Here is a 16,137-nt window from a genome sequence, read left to right as displayed (position 1 = left end):
ATAAGACGGGCGACCAAAGGCATGATAGAAGGCGTGGAAGTGACAATCCTCCAAAGTATTCACCACTTTTTCAATCGTAAAGACGAGATGGTCTTGTGGCAAGAAAGAACTGATTTCTAGTGGTAAAGTTGTTTGATTTGTGTTATAGTGAATATGCATGGGATAGCCTTTCTAAATGGTTTATTGTGCAATTCTATTTTACCAAGACTATCGCAACCATGCAAAAAAGCAACGGATTTGCCGTTGCTTTTTTTGGAGATAAGGGACTATTGTCCCAGGCTCTTTTTTAATTTATTACTTCTCGTTTTCGTCATTAACCTGAATTACGAAGTCCGGTCGCAATTCCGTTGATTGTGATATGAATCAGCCTTTCTTGGTCGGCGGAGAGTTCACCGCGACGTTGGCGCTTGATGAGTTCTAACTGGATATAGTTTAGCACATTAAAGTAAGGCATGCGATAATCTAAACTGTCTTTCAAATAGTTATTTTCTGCCAGTAAATCGTCGTAACCTTCAATAGCCAGAATGACATCTTTGGTTAATTGCCACTCGTCCAAGATAATATGGAAGATGTCTTGCACTTCTTTTTCCTCGCACAGCTGCGCATACTCAAAGGCAATGTTCATATTAGACTTGGACAGCACCATATCAACATTTGACAAGAGAGATTTGAAGAAAGGCCACTGTTTGTACATCTTATGTAGGAAAGCCAGGTTCTTTTCTGGGTCTTGGTCAATGTATTCCTTGAAACTAGAGCCAACACCATACCAGCCAGGGAACATAACCCGGCTTTGTGACCATGAGAAGACCCAAGGAATGGCACGCAGACCGCCGATTTCAGTAATCGTCTTCCGCGCGGCTGGACGTGAGCCAATATTGAAGCTAGAAATGGCTTTAATCGGGCTAGACTCAAAGAAATAATCGTAAAAATGCTCATTCCCAAAGACCAAATCACGATAAATCTGATAACTGCGGTCTACCACTTGATCCATAATGCGCTCGTACTCATTTGTCGTGTTACTATCACTCTTCTTATGCGTAACCATGCGGTTAATGGCAGCCGACACCAGCATTTCCAAATTGTAGTAGGCTGCGTCTTTGTTGCCGTATTTATTGCCAATCACTTCACCTTGCTCGGTCAAGCGGATACGGTCGTTGATACTGCGCAAAGGTTGGGAGGTAATCGCTTCGTAAGTTGGACCACCACCGCGACCAACCGTTCCTCCACGACCGTGGAAGAAAGTGATTTTCACGCCAAATTTATCCCCAATAGCTGTTAGCTGCTGCTGTGCTTTGTAAAGCGTCCAGCAAGAAGACAGATAACCGCCGTCCTTGTTACTATCGGAGTAACCCAGCATGATTTCTTGGTAGTTATTTTTAGAAGCAATCCATTTTTGAGCAATCGGTAGCGACAAATATTTTTCCATGGTATCGCAAGAGTTGTCCAAGTCCTCAATAGTTTCAAAGAGGGGTACAATTTGCACGCGCGCCTGCTCTTCATCCACCAAGCCTACTTCCTTAAGCATAATAGCCAGCTCCAGCATATCGGACACGCTGGTCGCGTGGGAAATGATGTTTTGCTTGATGACTTCTTCACCCAGCACATCTTTCAGCTCACGCGCCGTTTGGAAAATGGCTAATTCTTTTTGCAACAACTCTGATTTTTCCGCATGCGTCGCTGACAAAATCCGCGGGTCTTCTAACAACTGATGCAAGAGCACTTGGCACTTCTCTTCTTCTGACAAAGAGCTGTAGTCGTCCACAATATTTGCTGATGCGAGCAACTCAGCCACACAGGCTTCATGCACGCTGGAATCCTGCCGCATATCAATGCTTGCAAGGAAGAAACCGAAAATATCAACGGCTTGTAGAAGCTCGGTCAAGTCCCCAGTAATCAAGGCTTCGCCATTATTCTCTACAAGCGAGTTTCTAATCAGGAGCAAATCTTCTTTAAATTCTTGGGCGGTCTTATAAGACGGTGCTTGTTCTTTTTTAAGCTCGGCCAAGGCATCTTGAACGCGCGATTGGATATAATTGGGAATGATTTCCTTGCCATTTCGGCTGACTTTGGCACTAGTATTTTGCTGCAAGGCTGCTTCCAAATCTTCAGCTCTGCCATGTCCCTTAGAAAAGTCCCCTTCTTTCAAATAAAGCAAGGTTTGAATGAGCTTGGACTGGATATAGTGAAAGGCGCGGCGATAAGGCTCATTTTCTCGATAAACTGATGTATCGCTAGACAGGGCAGCCATTTGCGCCACTGCCTCGCTAGTCTCTGAAAAATTAGTCGACAAGGAGAAGGTACGATAGAGCACAGAAACCTTGTCAATGTAATAATTAAGAATAACTTCACTCTGTACAGTCGCTGATAATTTCAGCGTCTCTGCTGTCACAAAAGGATTTCCGTCACGGTCACCCCCGATCCACATGCCCATAGTGATAGGCTTAGGATTTTTCAACAAAATACCATGTTCTTCTGCCAAACGCTTATATTCAAGCATGAGGTTGGTGATTGCCTGCAAGAAAGAACTGTTGTAATATTCCATGACGTTGGTAATTTCGTTGGTGACTTTGAGCTTTTTCTCACGAATCATGTCCGTCTGCATCATGATTTCAATGTAGCGGCGGAGATTTTTGTACCATTTATCTTCATTGACCAAGCCAGCCTTGACATCGCGGTGTTGACGCAAGAGACTGTGAATGTGATTGGTCAAATCAAGCATGGTTTTACGCTGTACCTGAGTGGGGTGAGCCGTCAAAACGGGTACCACATTAAGATTTTCTAAAATTTCAGTCGCATTTTCCCGCGAAGAAATCAGGTCAATCGTCGTCGACAATTTTCCTAGATAATCTTGATTGATATTGTTCTGATGATTAATTTCATAAGCCAAGTCAACGTCTTCTGAAATATTAATCAAGAGTGGCAAAATGGAAAAATAACGTGAAATATAAGTCATTTCATCAGTAGTCAATCCTTCAACAATCGCCTTCAGTCCTTGATAATCTGAATTGATGGCCAAGTCCTTCATGGCAAAAATCTTTTCAAAAGTCTCTTTGCTTAGAATATTACGAGTAACCTCTGCCAGCAAATCTGTTAAAATGGTTACTTCTTCTCGGATAACATCTTTGTTGTTATAACTCTCTAATTTTTTAAATGACATCATTTACCTCTTATTCCTCTGAACGTTCATGATACTGTCGATAGAGCGCTTCACGCTTTTCACTTGCATCAATATTTAACACAAAACCAATGGCAACTGAAACGACAAGTAGACTGTTCCCTCCTTGTGATAGGAAAGGAAAAGTTACCCCAGTTGATGGAATTAACCCTGAAATTCCTCCGATATTGATGAACGTTTGCATAAGCAGCATGCCCCCAACACCGATTGCCATCATAGAATTAAAAGGATTCTTTGCCCGCACACCGACAAGAATGATACGAAGAATGAGGAAGAAAAGCAGAGCAAGAATTAAGCTTGCACCAATGAATCCCAGCTCCTCAGTAACGATAGAAAAGACAAAGTCAGTGTGAGCCTCAGGCAAGTAACCACGTTTTTCAATCGAATTTCCTAGGCCTAAGCCGAACCAGCCACCATTACTCATAGCGTAATAAGAATTTGCCAGCTGATGCCCCGAACCTGATAAATCTGTAAATGGATTGAAAAAAGCGCTGAAACGTTTGGCCACGTAGCCAAAGACGGGAATCTTAGCTACACGATCCACACCAACTAAACGAATTCCCATCAAAGTTGCTACCGAAACCGTAACGAGTAAGCCTAAAATTCCTGTAAACCAGCGATAACCAATCCCACTAGCCGACACAATAATCAACAAGGTAAGAATCAAAATCGTAGCATTCCCCAAATCAGGCAGCATAACAACTACACCAATCATAATTGCTGAAATCAACCGCCAGTCACTAAACTCTCGTGGTAACCACTGATTTTTGGTCAAAGCCTGATAATCATAAGTCCCAATTTCATCCTGCCGAAGTGAAAAACGATAGGATAAAAACCAGATCAAAACTAATTTCAAATACTCAGCTGGCTGAATGGAAATCAGACTTCCGATCTTGATCCAACCATGTGCTCCATTTACTACCGGTCCAAAACGCGAAGCGACTAATAAAACTAACTCAATAACGATAACCAGAATGATAAGTCGCTGGTTGCGTAAAAACTTAAGGCTAAACTTATAGATCAAAGCAATCAAGGCTAAACTGAGTAGCCAAAACAATGCTTGGTTGATAACCAGTTTAAAGGGATTACTACCAGATTGAATCAAAGTTGCACTAGTTGATGAGTAGACCACAATTAGTCCTATAACAGATAGTATCAAATAAGGCACTAAAATCGAATAATTTAATAAATGCCGCTTCTTAATGTTCATAGTTCACCAAAATGTTCTAAAATTTCAAGAATATTATATCATTTTTTTGATTTTTAAAAAAGTAGCAGCCATTTAGTAAGCGTTATCTTTTTAAAAGTAAATTTAACGAATGTTAACTGTCCTCCTATATTTACATTACACTTTTATGACATTTTAGCTATATATTTTGCTTTTTTTCCTTATTTAGGTTAAAATGAAAATAGTATGAGAAAGAGGATTAAACCGGTTGCTCTCCTCGTTTTTTTCATGAGTTTTATTATCATGCTAGTTGCTACTAAACAGCACTACGAACGAGTTGAAAAAGAGCAAGCAAATCAAACTCAGCTGGTTGATCGTACTACTTCTCCTAGTTCATCCACGACTGCTTCATCTGATACAGAAAATATTACTGTTAAACCAATTATTGACCTGTCAGGCTGGCAGTTACCAGAAGAAATTAACTATGACCAAATGGCAAATGGCATTTCTGGAGCCATTATCCGAGTACATAGTGGAGGACAAGCTAAGAAGGAAAACGCTGCAACCGAGCTGAATGGTCTTGATAAGGCCTACAAACGGCATATCAAAGAATTCCAAAAGCGCGATATCCCTGTCGCTGTCTACGCCTATGTTGCTGCAGCAAATAAAAAGGAAATGGAAAAGGAAGCAGAAGAATTTTATAAGGCTGCTTCTCCCTATAAACCGACCTATTACTGGTTAGATGTAGAAGAGCGAACCATGTCCAATATGAATGCTGGAATTGAGGCTTTTCGTGCGAAGTTGAGCAGTCTAGGTGCTAAAAATATCGGAATTTACATCGGAACCTATTTTATGCAAGAACACAGCATTGATACCTCAAAGTTCAATGCCATTTGGATTCCGACTTATGGCGATAACAATGGGTATTATAATGCGGCACCAAATACTACTATTGATTATGATCTACATCAATATACTTCTAAAGGTTGGATTAGTGGATTTGAGCATATAGTTGACCTCAATCAACTTTCTCCTCTCAAAGATCAAAAGCAAACTTATCAAAAATTATTTGGAAAATAATTACTCTGGACTTTATACCTTCATAAAGAATGATGACTCTGTCTTTCATTCTTTTTTTATCAAAAAAGATTTTCCCTTTACGAAGACTATTTTTAAAACTCAAATTATGGTATACTATAGTTTGTATTTCTGTACGATGGGAGACTGATATGAATTGGTTTATTAGGGTTGTCAAAGGCATGATTATCGCTTTGGGGTTTATTTTACCGGGAATTTCTGGTGGCGTGCTGGCAGCACTTTTAGGGATTTACGAACGGATGATTGCTTTTTTAGCCCACCTTAAACAAGACTTTATTGAGAACTGCCTTTATTTTCTTCCTGTAGGGCTGGGCATGATCTTAGGAATCGCTTGTTTTTCTTATCCAGTAGAATTTCTGCTAAAACATTATCCTATCATCGTCCTTTGGGGATTTGCTGGAGCTATCATCGGGACACTTCCCAGCTTGATTAAAGAAAGCACTAGCCAGTCACCGCGTGATCGAGTGGACACCATTTGGTTTTGGGCGACCTTGATCCTTTCAGCAATCGTCCTCTATTTCTTACACGACCTGACAGGTAATATTCCTATCAACTTTCTTAGCTTTCTCTTAGCTGGCGCGCTCTTGGCATTGGGAATTCTAGTTCCTGGACTCAGTCCATCCAACTTACTTTTAATATTAGGTCTTTATGGTCCTATGCTCTCAGGTTTCAAACATCTAGATCTTCTAGGAACCTTTTTGCCGATTGGACTTGGTGCGGGGGTAACACTACTTCTTTTTTCAAAGGGAATGGACTATGCCTTAACTCACTATCATTCTCGCGTTTATCATTTTATTTTAGGAATCGTCCTAGCAAGTACCATTCTCATCGTTTTACCACAACCCAACAATCCTGAAAGTTTGTCTTACTCTGGTGTTTCCGTTATAACCCTAGTTCTAGCTGCGCTCTTCTTTAGTTTGGGCATTTGGCTAGGCATTTGGATGAGCAAATTGGAGGAAAAATATAAGTAATGGCAAAAAAAGTGAAGCATAAAAAAACTTTAGTTGAGCAAATTTTGACTAAGGCGAAAATTGATCATGAGGGGCTTGCTTTTAATGGTTTAGAGGGAAAAATTCCTGATGATGTTGATCGCGCTCAAATTTACAAAACACTGGCGCTCAGAGGTGACAAAACAGGCCCTGTTATCGGTGTTGTCCCTATCACTGAGCATTTATCAGAAAAGAAACTCGCCAAAGTTTCTGGTAACAAAAAAGTCAGTATGATTGCTCAAAAAGATTTGGAAAAGACAACTGGCTATGTTCACGGAGCTAATAATCCCGTAGGTATTCGTCAGAAACATCCTTTCCCGATTTTTATCGACCAAAGCGCGCTAACGCGCGAAAGTATGATTGTCTCAGCTGGCGAAGTTGGGCGTAGTATCAGGGTAAATGCACAAGATCTCGCAGATTTCGTCAATGCAGATTTTGCTGACTTAATAGAAAATAAAACTATATCAAATTAGGAGAAAACTATGAAACTTTACTTTGTCCGCCATGGACGCACAGAATGGAATGAAGAGGGGCGTTTCCAAGGAGCTAGTGGAGATTCTCCACTTTTACCTACATCAGTTGAGGAAATAAAACTCCTTGGCAAACACCTTGCACACACTCATTTTGATAAGATTTTTTCAAGTGATCTGTCACGAGCTATCAAAACAGCAGAAATCATCAATGCTGAAAACGATCAACCACAAACTATCGTGACTACTTCTGCTTTAAGAGAATGGCATCTAGGTCGTCTTGAAGGTACAAAAATTGCTACAGTTGAGGCCATCTACCCCCATCAGATTGCGGCTTTCAAAACAAATTTGGCAAAATTTAACAATACAATATTTGAAGCAGAATCCCTCTATCAAACAACCCACCGCGTCATCAACTTTATCCAATCGCTCAAAGGTTGCGGCTATGAAAATATTCTTATTGTCGGACACGGTGCTAACCTAGTTGCTTCTATCCGCACCATGTTAGGATATGAGCCTGCTCAGCTTCGCCTCGAAGGTGGCCTGCACAATGCAAGTTTGACCATTCTTGAAACTCAAGACTACCAGCATTTTGAACTCCTAACTTGGAATAATTTAGATTATCTTCTAGCCGAGGAAACTGTGACTTACTAGGTTCACGGTTTTTCTTATTTTTTAGTTAGATACTAGTGCCTTTCCAAGGAAAATGTGATAAAATAGGAGAGTATATCTTAGGAGGAAATTCATGACTACTGAACATATTGAAGAATTGAACGACCAGCAAATTATTCGTCGTGAGAAAATGGCCGCTCTAGCTGCACAAGGGATTGACCCATTTGGAAAACGCTTTGAGCGCACTGCAAATTCTGCTGAGCTAAAAGAAAAATATGCTGATAAATCAAAAGAAGAACTGCATGATTTGAACGAGACGGCTACCATTGCAGGTCGCCTCATGACCAAGCGCGGAAAAGGTAAAGTTGGCTTCGCCCACATCCAAGACCGCGAAGGCCAAATCCAAATTTACGTTCGTAAGGACGCTGTCGGTGAAGAAAATTACGAAATTTTCAAGAAAGCTGACCTCGGTGACTTCCTAGGAATTGAGGGCGAAATCATGCGGACGGATATGGGCGAGCTTTCTATCAAGGCAACCCACATCACCCACCTTTCTAAGGCTTTGCGTCCTCTGCCTGAAAAATTCCACGGTCTGACGGACGTTGAGACGATTTACCGCAAACGCTACTTGGACTTGATTTCTAACCGCGAAAGCCTCGAGCGTTTCGTCACCCGCTCAAAAATTATTTCAGAAATCCGCCGTTATCTGGACGGACAAGGTTTCCTTGAAGTGGAAACGCCTGTGCTACACAATCAAGCTGGTGGCGCTGCTGCTCGTCCTTTCATCACTCACCATAATGCGCAAAATATTGACATGGTGCTGCGTATCGCGACTGAGCTTCACCTCAAACGCCTCATTGTCGGTGGTATGGAGCGCGTCTATGAAATCGGACGAATTTTCCGCAACGAAGGAATGGACGCTACTCACAATCCTGAGTTTACTTCGATTGAGGTCTATCAAGCCTATGCAGATTTTCAAGATGTCATGGATTTGACTGAAGGGATTATCCAGCATGCAGCCATTTCTGTTAAGGGAAATGGACCGATTGACTACCAAGGAACGGAAATCAAAATCAATGAACCTTTCAAACGGATTCATATGGTGGATGCGATTAAGGACATTACTGGGATTGACTTCTGGAAAGAGATGACTTTTGAAGAGGCGCTTGCTCTTGCTAAAGAAAAGAAGGTTCCAGTAGAAAAACACTACACAGAGGTCGGCCACATTATCAACGCTTTCTTTGAAGAATATGTGGAAGACACACTAGAGCAGCCAACCTTTATCTATGGGCACCCTGTAGCGGTGTCTCCACTTGCCAAGAAAAATCCGGATGATGAGCGTTTCACTGACCGCTTTGAACTCTTTATTATGACCAAAGAGTATGCCAATGCCTTTACTGAACTGAATGACCCGATTGACCAATTATCTCGTTTTGAAGCCCAAGCTGCGGCTAAGGAATTGGGAGACGATGAGGCGACAGGCATTGACTACGAATATGTTGAAGCCCTTGAATACGGTATGCCACCAACCGGTGGACTCGGTATCGGAATTGACCGCTTGGTGATGCTCTTGACTGATGTCACCACTATTCGCGATGTCCTACTCTTTCCAACGATGAAATAACTTGGTACATTAGAACACAAAAGAACAGAGATATTTCTAGTTATATCTTTGTTCTTTTTATTATATCATCGGCCCCATAGGTGTAAAATGATAATCAGCACTGCTGTAAAGCGAAAGGAGAAAAATATAGCTAAAAAGGTGTTGTGTAAACACAAAGGAGTTGCAATGCTAGAGGAATAAACAATACTCAATTACATTCATATATTTGTAACTATCCACATAAAGATTAGCAACGTTAGTCTCATGGGATATTTGAAAGGGATTAGTCCAAACTAAAACAGTCACCCTCTAAACTGTCTTATTCTAATACTCAACTTGGACTTACAAAAGATACCAAAATTGTTAAACACAGTGTTTTTTGTTCTCAAAGATGACACTTTTTTAATCTCTTTCATCGCTTGAGGTATTAGAAAAGAGAAGCTAAAAACTTTAACTTCCCTTACAATACAATCTAGCAAAAAGTTTAACAAGCGATAATTTTTCGACTGTTAGAAAAACAATCATGCTGACTTTAGATAGAAAGCGTTCACCTGAAACCTCGTAGGAGAGTGGACTGAGGGAACTCATCTGTTGATGATCCGCAAGCCATTTTTTGATTGAACTATATTGGTCATAGAATTCTTGTCTGCTAGCATTTCGACCAGAAAACAAGAGATACCAAACATAATATCTTTTTAGGTAATATCGAACATATTTCAGTTCTTTTGACTGAGGATTGATTTCTGAGATAATTTTTTCAAACAGAACCCGAATATCTATCTTTTTATTAAAGCCTCTTTGAGAAGTATTAGAGATACTCGATTCATTGTAAAACCAAAAATAACCATTATAATCAATCGTCTTAATCTTATCAGTTAGCGAATAAGCCTTCAAATTAAACACAACATCTTCACCAATCGGATAATTAAAAAATTGTATCTTATGTTCTAAAATGAACTCTCTGCGATAAATTTTTGCCCAAGGTGCTACGATAATATACTTTGACCACTCATTCGACTTCAAACTTTGCTGAAAGAGGACTTTTTCCTGACTGTCAACTCTCTTGTAAGAACCAAGGACAATATCCAGTTGCTCTGTTTCAATCGCCTGAAAGAAGGTTTCCACATAATCCGAAGCAATATAGTCATCGTTGTCAATAAACATAATATAACGACCGCTAGCGAGCTCAATCCCTCTGTTTCTAGTAGTTGATACCCCTTCATTTGCTTTATCAATCAGCTTTACTCGTGGATCTGTCTCTTGGAAGTGCTTTAATTTGTCAATGGTATTATCTGTTGAACCATCATTCATCAAAATTAATTCAAAATCCTTAAATGATTGGTTCAAAATCGAATGGACGCATTTCTCGATACTTTTTTCTGCATTGTAGATCGGAACAATAATACTTACTAAGCTTTGTGTCATCATAACTCCTCGATTTTTCTTTACTCAAATTGTACCATATTTTCTTTTTTAACAAAAGCTAACCTGAAAATCTTCTTTAATGTTCACAAATGATTATCCTCTAAAAAAAGAGTGTGGAACAAAGTCCACAATCTCTTTTCTCTTCAATATTGACTTCTATTTCTTCTCTTGTCGGTAAAATTCCTTCAAGGCATCTTGCCAAGTTGGAATGACAAAACCAGTTGCCTTGGCCTTTGCCAAACTCATGGTTGAGTTGAAAGGACGCTTAGCCTTAGCTGGGAATTTGTTAGAATCAACCGGCAGAACTTCCACATCTGTATCTTTCAAGATTTCTACCGCAAAATCATACCAAGTCGTATCTTCCTTGGCGTCATTTGACAAGTGATAGTAACCAAATTCCTTTTGATTTTCAGCCAAGTAAGTCATAAATTCTGCCAGCGTACGCGTCCAAGTCGGACGACCATGCTGGTCATTGACAACCGTCAAAGTCGGATGCGTTTTTGCTAAATTTTGCATGGTAAAGACAAAGTTCTTGCCATAATTTCCAAAGACCCAAGCTGTCCGAATGATATAGTAACGGCTCGAATATTTCTCAACCAGCTCCTCACCCATACGCTTGGTGCGACCGTATTCGGTCTGCGGCGCTGGAACATCGTCCACTTCCCACTCTTGACCGACCGGCTTTTGACCGTCAAACACATAGTCCGTTGAGATGTAAACCAAGGTTGCCCCATGCTTTTCAGCAGCCTTAGTGACATTTTCTGTCCCTGTGACATTGATCGCGTAATCTAGCTCTTTGCCCTCGTCTTCTGCTGCATCGACAGCCGTGTAAGCCGCACAGTGATAGACAAGGCTGGGCTTGATTTCAGAAAAGACCTGCTCTACCATTTGAGCATTTGTAATGTCCATTTCTGCCACATCTACCGCCACGTAGTCTTCATTTCGTTCGTCCAGTAAATGGCGGAGCTCCGTACCAAGCTGACCATTTGCACCTGTAATTAAAATCATAGAATTCTCCTTTGTATTTTCACAATGATAATTATATCAAAAAAACGGCTAAAAAACCGTTTTAACCATTAGAATTTTGACTTTTTACGTAGAATTTCATAATGAATTTAGCAATCCAATTGGGCCAAAATAGTTTTAAAGTTTCTAAATCCTCTGCTGTTCTAGTGTTATCTTCGATCGTTTTTGAAGTTTCAGAATCACTATGAATTCGATGACACATCAATTTTTTGTCAACATAAACAAATCGTCCACTTTTTTGAGCAAGATGATACCATGCAATCCAATCAAGATTTCCTCTAAGATTCTCGTCAAATTTAAAATTTCCTAATTTTTCTAAATTATAGGTTACTGCAGGACAACAAATTGCATTACCAAAAGCTAGGATACGTTTTTTCCAAAAGGAAGAACTAGGGAATAAGTTCATCGTCTTTAGCATGAAACTCTTGATTTTCAAATTTGTTGTATGCTCAACCTTGCGATTATCTTTCTCTTCAAAATAATCCGAATATAAAATAATCGAATCTTCTTTTTGTTCTGCTTGTTCTAAAATAAATCGAGCGTAATCTTGCTCATAATAATCGTCTTGATGAGCGATTGTAGCATACTTTGTTTCAACACATGATAAAGCATTATTCCAATCTTTACCGATAGAACCACCTTTTTTTACATAAATAGGAATTTCATATTTTCGACAAATTGTCTCAATATGTTTGCTTGGTGTTGAAGTATAAAGAATTATTTGACTTTTTCTCGTTTGAGCTAATAATGATTGAATACATTCTTCTAAATAAGGGCTATCCCCATATGCACAAAGAACGAAAGTATGCTCTAATTTATTCATTTAAGATTCCTTTCTTTTATGATAGCGAACAAATATATAAATACATACGCTACCAAATACATATAAAAGCATTACTAGTAAAAAACTAGTCGCTGCTCCCAGTAAACCATTTTCTATGATACTCTGTTTCGTTATAGAAATAGATAAAAAATACATAAGAATATAAACTATCAGCAAATAAGAGTGCTTCCTAAAAATAGTAATAATATTTTCAAGAACGATCGCCATTGAATAGAGAATACCTGAAAAAACTAAAATAGTGAGGGTCAGACTATATTGAGTCAGATTCACTCCAAATACCAATGATAGTACAGGAATACCTAAAAAATAGGCAGCTCCTGTCATGAATAATCCTGAAATACTTAAAAATAAAAAGATTTTCAAAATAAGGCGATCAAATATTTTGTATTGTTTTTCATACCAATATTTAGCAAGGTCAGTAATTAGTGGTCTAACGATCAAGACGCACAAGCTCATGAAAAATACAGGCATAAAAAGAATATTAAAATCTCTTTGTATTCCATTTTGAAATTGCCCATTTGCTTGAGCTGCTGCAATAACTAATCGAGGTTCATTAAAAATTTGATTAATCAGAAAACCATATAAAAATAAAGGCGAACAAGCTACTAAAATCAAAAAAGCACTTTTAAAATTAGTTACTTTTAACAACGAGTTCCAACTGATTTTATCAAAATTTCTTGACTGTCGATAATCAAAAAAATAAACCATTAAAAGGTTGAAAATAACAAGAGATAATAACGCGATAATAATCGACTTTGTAACTACTAGGAACAAAGTTAAGACCAGACTACTTCCGACATAGCGATAAAACATATATTTCCCCGCCAAATCCAAGCGCCCTTCTTGCTGATAGAGGCCTTGAAAAACATCGGAAAAGCAATCACTCATTCTATAAGCAACAATTAGAAAGACAATGAATAAGGCAAAAGTAGAAAAATCGTAGTTTATCACATATAAATATGGCAGTAAAGTGATCAACATCAAAAAAACTGTTATCAAGCGGCTTAAGAAATAACTGTTAAAAGAATAGTTCTTTTTGATATCCGTTCCTTGATAATTTCTAACCTGAAAGAGACCAATAATAACCCATAAATTTCCGATGGAAGTTGCTAAACTGTATGTGTCTGCAACTTCTGCTGACTGCAAGCGAGTAACAATCAATAAATAAATAACTGAAACTCCGGCTGCTGCTAAATTTCCCAAGAGATTCCAAAAATAAATTTCTTTGTCTGTTGGTTTAGTCTTCATGTTCTTCGTCCTTAATTGCCAGTGTTTGTACTAAATCTTTAAATTTACTATCTAGTTTAGACAAACGAATTGTCAGTTGAAATTGATTGATCAAGAGTAGGAAAATAATAAATAAAAAGATGAAATTAACAGCGGAGAAGATGCCTAAAGTCGCTGAAATAAACTCTGCTACTTGTGGAATAATACTAAAAATGAGTAAAATAAGTGAGAAAAAGACCCAGAAAAGAGCATCTCCTATCTGCACTTGTGATTTACGAATATTTCGCAAGATAAAAGAACAAGTCACAAGAGATACAAAAACTAAAACAATTTGAAACCAAATACTCACGATCTAACCTCTCTTTCGGAAATTCTGAATAATCAAGATAGACAAAAACATATGTGTCATATACTTAATAGAACGCGACAAAGTCAAGTAGCTCTCCCCTGCCTGCCGTTCTTCCATTTTGACTTGAACTTCTGCTACTTTGACACCATTTTGTAAAAGATAAGAAACCGTGTCAGGCTCTGGTCCATAGTTAATGTTTTGAGCAAATTCCTTAATCAGTTTTTTTGAAAACATACGCATGCCTGAAGTTGGATCATTTATTGTTTTACCAGTAGTCAGTTTAATGGCTCCGCTGATTAAAATATTCCCTAACATTCGTAAAGAATTTGGACGTTTTTCAGTGACAAAACGAGAGCCAATCGCCAATTCATTTCCATCATTGATTGATTTTTCCAAGTCGGAGATATATTCTGGCAAATGCTGTCCATCTGCATCAAATTGGACTGCTTTATCATAACCTTTCTGATAAGCAAAACGTAAACCAGTTTGAAATGCGCCAGCCAGACCAAGATTTACTGGTAAGTCAATAATATTGTAATTATTTCGATGACAAATCATTGACGTTTTATCCTTAGAACCGTCATTTATAATGACATAGTCATATTGAGAATAGTTGTAAATGAGATTATTAACTACTTTTTCTATGGATGCTTCTTCATTATAGGCCGGAATGATAATCAGCAGATCTGACTTTTTTTGCACGTGTTTTCTCCTTTAAGTTTCTGCCTTCCATTATACTATAAAAATGGTTAAAAAAATAGTTGTAGCAACGAAAAAAGTGGTTTTTAGACCACTTTATTTACTTTTCTCTTTAATCACATAAACGGGGCGGTGTTTGGTTTCCATGAAAATTTTACCAATATATTTACCCAAAATCCCAATCGTCAAGAGCTGGAAGCCACCGAGAAAGAGGATAATGGAGACCAGAGACGGCCAACCAGAGGTCGGGTCACCAAAAATCAGGGTACGAACGATAACGATTGCCATGAGAATGAAGGCCATCATGCAGGCTATCACTCCACCCAAGAAAGCAATCGTTAGCGGCATATCAGAAAAATTGACAATCCCTTCCAGAGAATAATTAAAGAGTTGCCAGAAGTTCCAGCTGGTCTCCCCTGCCACTCGCTCGACGTTCTTATATTCTAGATATTCCGTTTTAAAACCGACCCAAGCAAAAATTCCCTTGGAAAATCGATTATACTCGGAAACTTCCAAAATTGCGTCCACCATGGGGCGGCGCATGAGGCGAAAATCGCGGGCACCGTCCACCATTTCGACCTGACTGATCCGATTGATGAGTTTGTAAAATAAATTCGCAAAAAAGCTGCGAATCGGCGGCTCACCCTCACGAGTCGTTCGGCGGGTTCCGACACAGTCCAAATCAGGCTGCGCCGTCAGCATGTCTTTCATTTGAAGGAGCAATTCTGGTGGATCCTGCAAATCAACATCCATAACCGTCACCAAGTCACCTGTCGCGTGCTGAAGACCTGCATACAGGGCTGCTTCCTTCCCAAAATTTCGCGAAAAAGAAAGATAGCGCACCTGCTCATCGACTTGATTGAGTTGACGCAAAACAGCTAAAGTCTGGTCTTTTGAGCCGTCATTGATAAAAATATACTCAAGCTCTTCTCCCAAACTCGGCTTTATTTTTTCCATTTCCGCATAAAACAAAGGAATGGATTCTTCCTCATTAAAACAAGGAACAATTACTGAAATCGTCATGTAGACTCCTTATAAATAAAAGTTTTTATATGTGACCTCAAACGCAGCCATTCATACTCGCTTATTGCTCTATTTTATAATCTCAGCCGATAAAAGTCAAATGGTAGCTCCATCTGTTAATCAACTAAAAAAGGCTCTATAATTTCTGTAGTGGGTAAAACCACTGTAGGAATTATGGAGCCTATTTTGTTGTAGAAAAAAAGTCCCATAAGACCTATAATGAAAAGCGATCAAACCATCATTAGAAAGAATCTTATGGAACAATTAAATTTTATCACAAACTTACTCGGAATTAAAGACCCTAACATCACTATTTTAGATTATGTAGATGCTGGAACACATAAAGAAATCATGGCTAAGCTAGATTATCCCGCTCCTAAATGCCCTCACTGCCAAGGACAAATGGCTAAATATGACTTCCAGAAAGAA

At 38.9% G+C, this 16,137-nt stretch carries 14 protein-coding genes and 2 pseudogenes; 6 read left to right on the top strand and 10 right to left on the bottom strand.

What is annotated here, in order from left to right; translation table 11 throughout:
• The 3 genes and pseudogenes from A3I3_RS11305 to ftsW form a co-directional block, all read right to left on the bottom strand.
• Positions 1-159: pseudogene (locus A3I3_RS11305) on the bottom strand (IS1182 family transposase); the annotation flags it as partial.
• 154 nt (positions 160-313) lie between these two features.
• The gene (ppc, locus tag A3I3_RS0107115) at positions 314-3,157 is read right to left on the bottom strand and encodes a phosphoenolpyruvate carboxylase (RefSeq protein ID WP_018372034.1); all 2,844 of its coding nucleotides are present in this window, start codon (positions 3,155-3,157) and stop codon (positions 314-316) included.
• A 10-nt stretch (positions 3,158-3,167) separates the two neighbouring features.
• Positions 3,168-4,385 carry a cell division peptidoglycan polymerase FtsW gene (gene ftsW / locus A3I3_RS0107110; protein ID WP_018372033.1) on the bottom strand — a complete coding sequence of 406 codons (1,218 nt, stop codon included), beginning with the start codon at positions 4,383-4,385 and terminating at the stop codon, positions 3,168-3,170.
• Between the two features lie 204 nt (positions 4,386-4,589).
• Between ftsW and A3I3_RS0107105 the strand changes: the two genes are divergently transcribed.
• The 5 genes from A3I3_RS0107105 to lysS all read left to right on the top strand — a co-directional run bounded on the left by A3I3_RS0107105 (position 4,590) and on the right by lysS (position 9,136).
• Positions 4,590-5,423, top strand: a complete 834-nt coding sequence (locus tag A3I3_RS0107105; protein WP_026129807.1) for a GH25 family lysozyme — start codon at positions 4,590-4,592, stop codon at positions 5,421-5,423.
• Between the two features lie 29 nt (positions 5,424-5,452).
• Positions 5,453-6,412 carry a DUF368 domain-containing protein gene (locus A3I3_RS0107100; protein WP_338092275.1) on the top strand — a complete coding sequence of 320 codons (960 nt, stop codon included), beginning with the start codon at positions 5,453-5,455 and terminating at the stop codon, positions 6,410-6,412.
• Complete coding sequence (locus tag A3I3_RS0107095; RefSeq protein ID WP_018372030.1) at positions 6,412-6,903, top strand: aminoacyl-tRNA deacylase; 492 nt, start codon at positions 6,412-6,414, stop codon at positions 6,901-6,903. The genes A3I3_RS0107100 and A3I3_RS0107095 overlap by 1 nt, the downstream gene beginning before the upstream one ends.
• Positions 6,904-6,912: 9 nt before the next feature.
• Entirely contained in the window at positions 6,913-7,554 is a 642-nt protein-coding gene (locus A3I3_RS0107090; RefSeq protein WP_018372029.1) for a histidine phosphatase family protein, read from the top strand.
• 91 nt (positions 7,555-7,645) lie between these two features.
• Positions 7,646-9,136 (top strand): lysine--tRNA ligase, encoded by a 1,491-nt coding sequence (gene lysS / locus A3I3_RS0107085; protein WP_018372028.1) that lies wholly within the window; start codon positions 7,646-7,648, stop codon positions 9,134-9,136.
• Positions 9,137-9,565: 429 nt separating this feature from the next.
• Here lysS and A3I3_RS0107080 read toward each other — a convergent pair whose 3' ends face one another.
• The 7 genes from A3I3_RS0107080 to A3I3_RS0107050 form a co-directional block, all read right to left on the bottom strand.
• Positions 9,566-10,540 (bottom strand): glycosyltransferase family 2 protein, encoded by a 975-nt coding sequence (locus A3I3_RS0107080; protein ID WP_018372027.1) that lies wholly within the window; start codon positions 10,538-10,540, stop codon positions 9,566-9,568.
• 156 nt (positions 10,541-10,696) lie between these two features.
• Positions 10,697-11,548: a dTDP-4-dehydrorhamnose reductase gene (gene rfbD / locus A3I3_RS0107075; RefSeq protein ID WP_018372026.1), complete on the bottom strand. Its 852-nt coding sequence runs from the start codon at positions 11,546-11,548 to the stop codon at positions 10,697-10,699.
• 61 nt (positions 11,549-11,609) lie between these two features.
• Positions 11,610-12,389, bottom strand: a complete 780-nt coding sequence (locus tag A3I3_RS0107070; protein WP_018372025.1) for a glycosyltransferase — start codon at positions 12,387-12,389, stop codon at positions 11,610-11,612.
• Entirely contained in the window at positions 12,390-13,658 is a 1,269-nt protein-coding gene (locus A3I3_RS0107065) for a lipopolysaccharide biosynthesis protein (protein WP_018372024.1), read from the bottom strand. It abuts the gene before it with no gap.
• Positions 13,648-13,986, bottom strand: coding sequence for a DUF2304 domain-containing protein (locus A3I3_RS0107060; RefSeq protein WP_018372023.1), 339 nt, complete (start codon positions 13,984-13,986; stop codon positions 13,648-13,650). The genes A3I3_RS0107065 and A3I3_RS0107060 overlap by 11 nt, the downstream gene beginning before the upstream one ends.
• Before the next feature lie 3 nt (positions 13,987-13,989).
• Positions 13,990-14,688, bottom strand: coding sequence for a glycosyltransferase family 2 protein (locus A3I3_RS0107055; RefSeq protein WP_018372022.1), 699 nt, complete (start codon positions 14,686-14,688; stop codon positions 13,990-13,992).
• Positions 14,689-14,781: 93 nt separating this feature from the next.
• Positions 14,782-15,708 carry a glycosyltransferase family 2 protein gene (locus tag A3I3_RS0107050; protein ID WP_018372021.1) on the bottom strand — a complete coding sequence of 309 codons (927 nt, stop codon included), beginning with the start codon at positions 15,706-15,708 and terminating at the stop codon, positions 14,782-14,784.
• Positions 15,709-15,963: 255 nt separating this feature from the next.
• Here A3I3_RS0107050 and A3I3_RS10220 point away from each other — a divergent pair.
• Positions 15,964-16,137 (top strand): annotated as a pseudogene (locus A3I3_RS10220) (ISL3 family transposase); the annotation flags it as partial.

The sequence above is a fragment of the Streptococcus massiliensis DSM 18628 genome (genome assembly GCF_000380065.1).
GTDB lineage: Bacteria > Bacillota > Bacilli > Lactobacillales > Streptococcaceae > Streptococcus > Streptococcus massiliensis.
The sequence above is the reverse complement of the archived record's forward strand: the minus strand, read 5'-3'. Positions and strand labels throughout refer to the sequence as shown.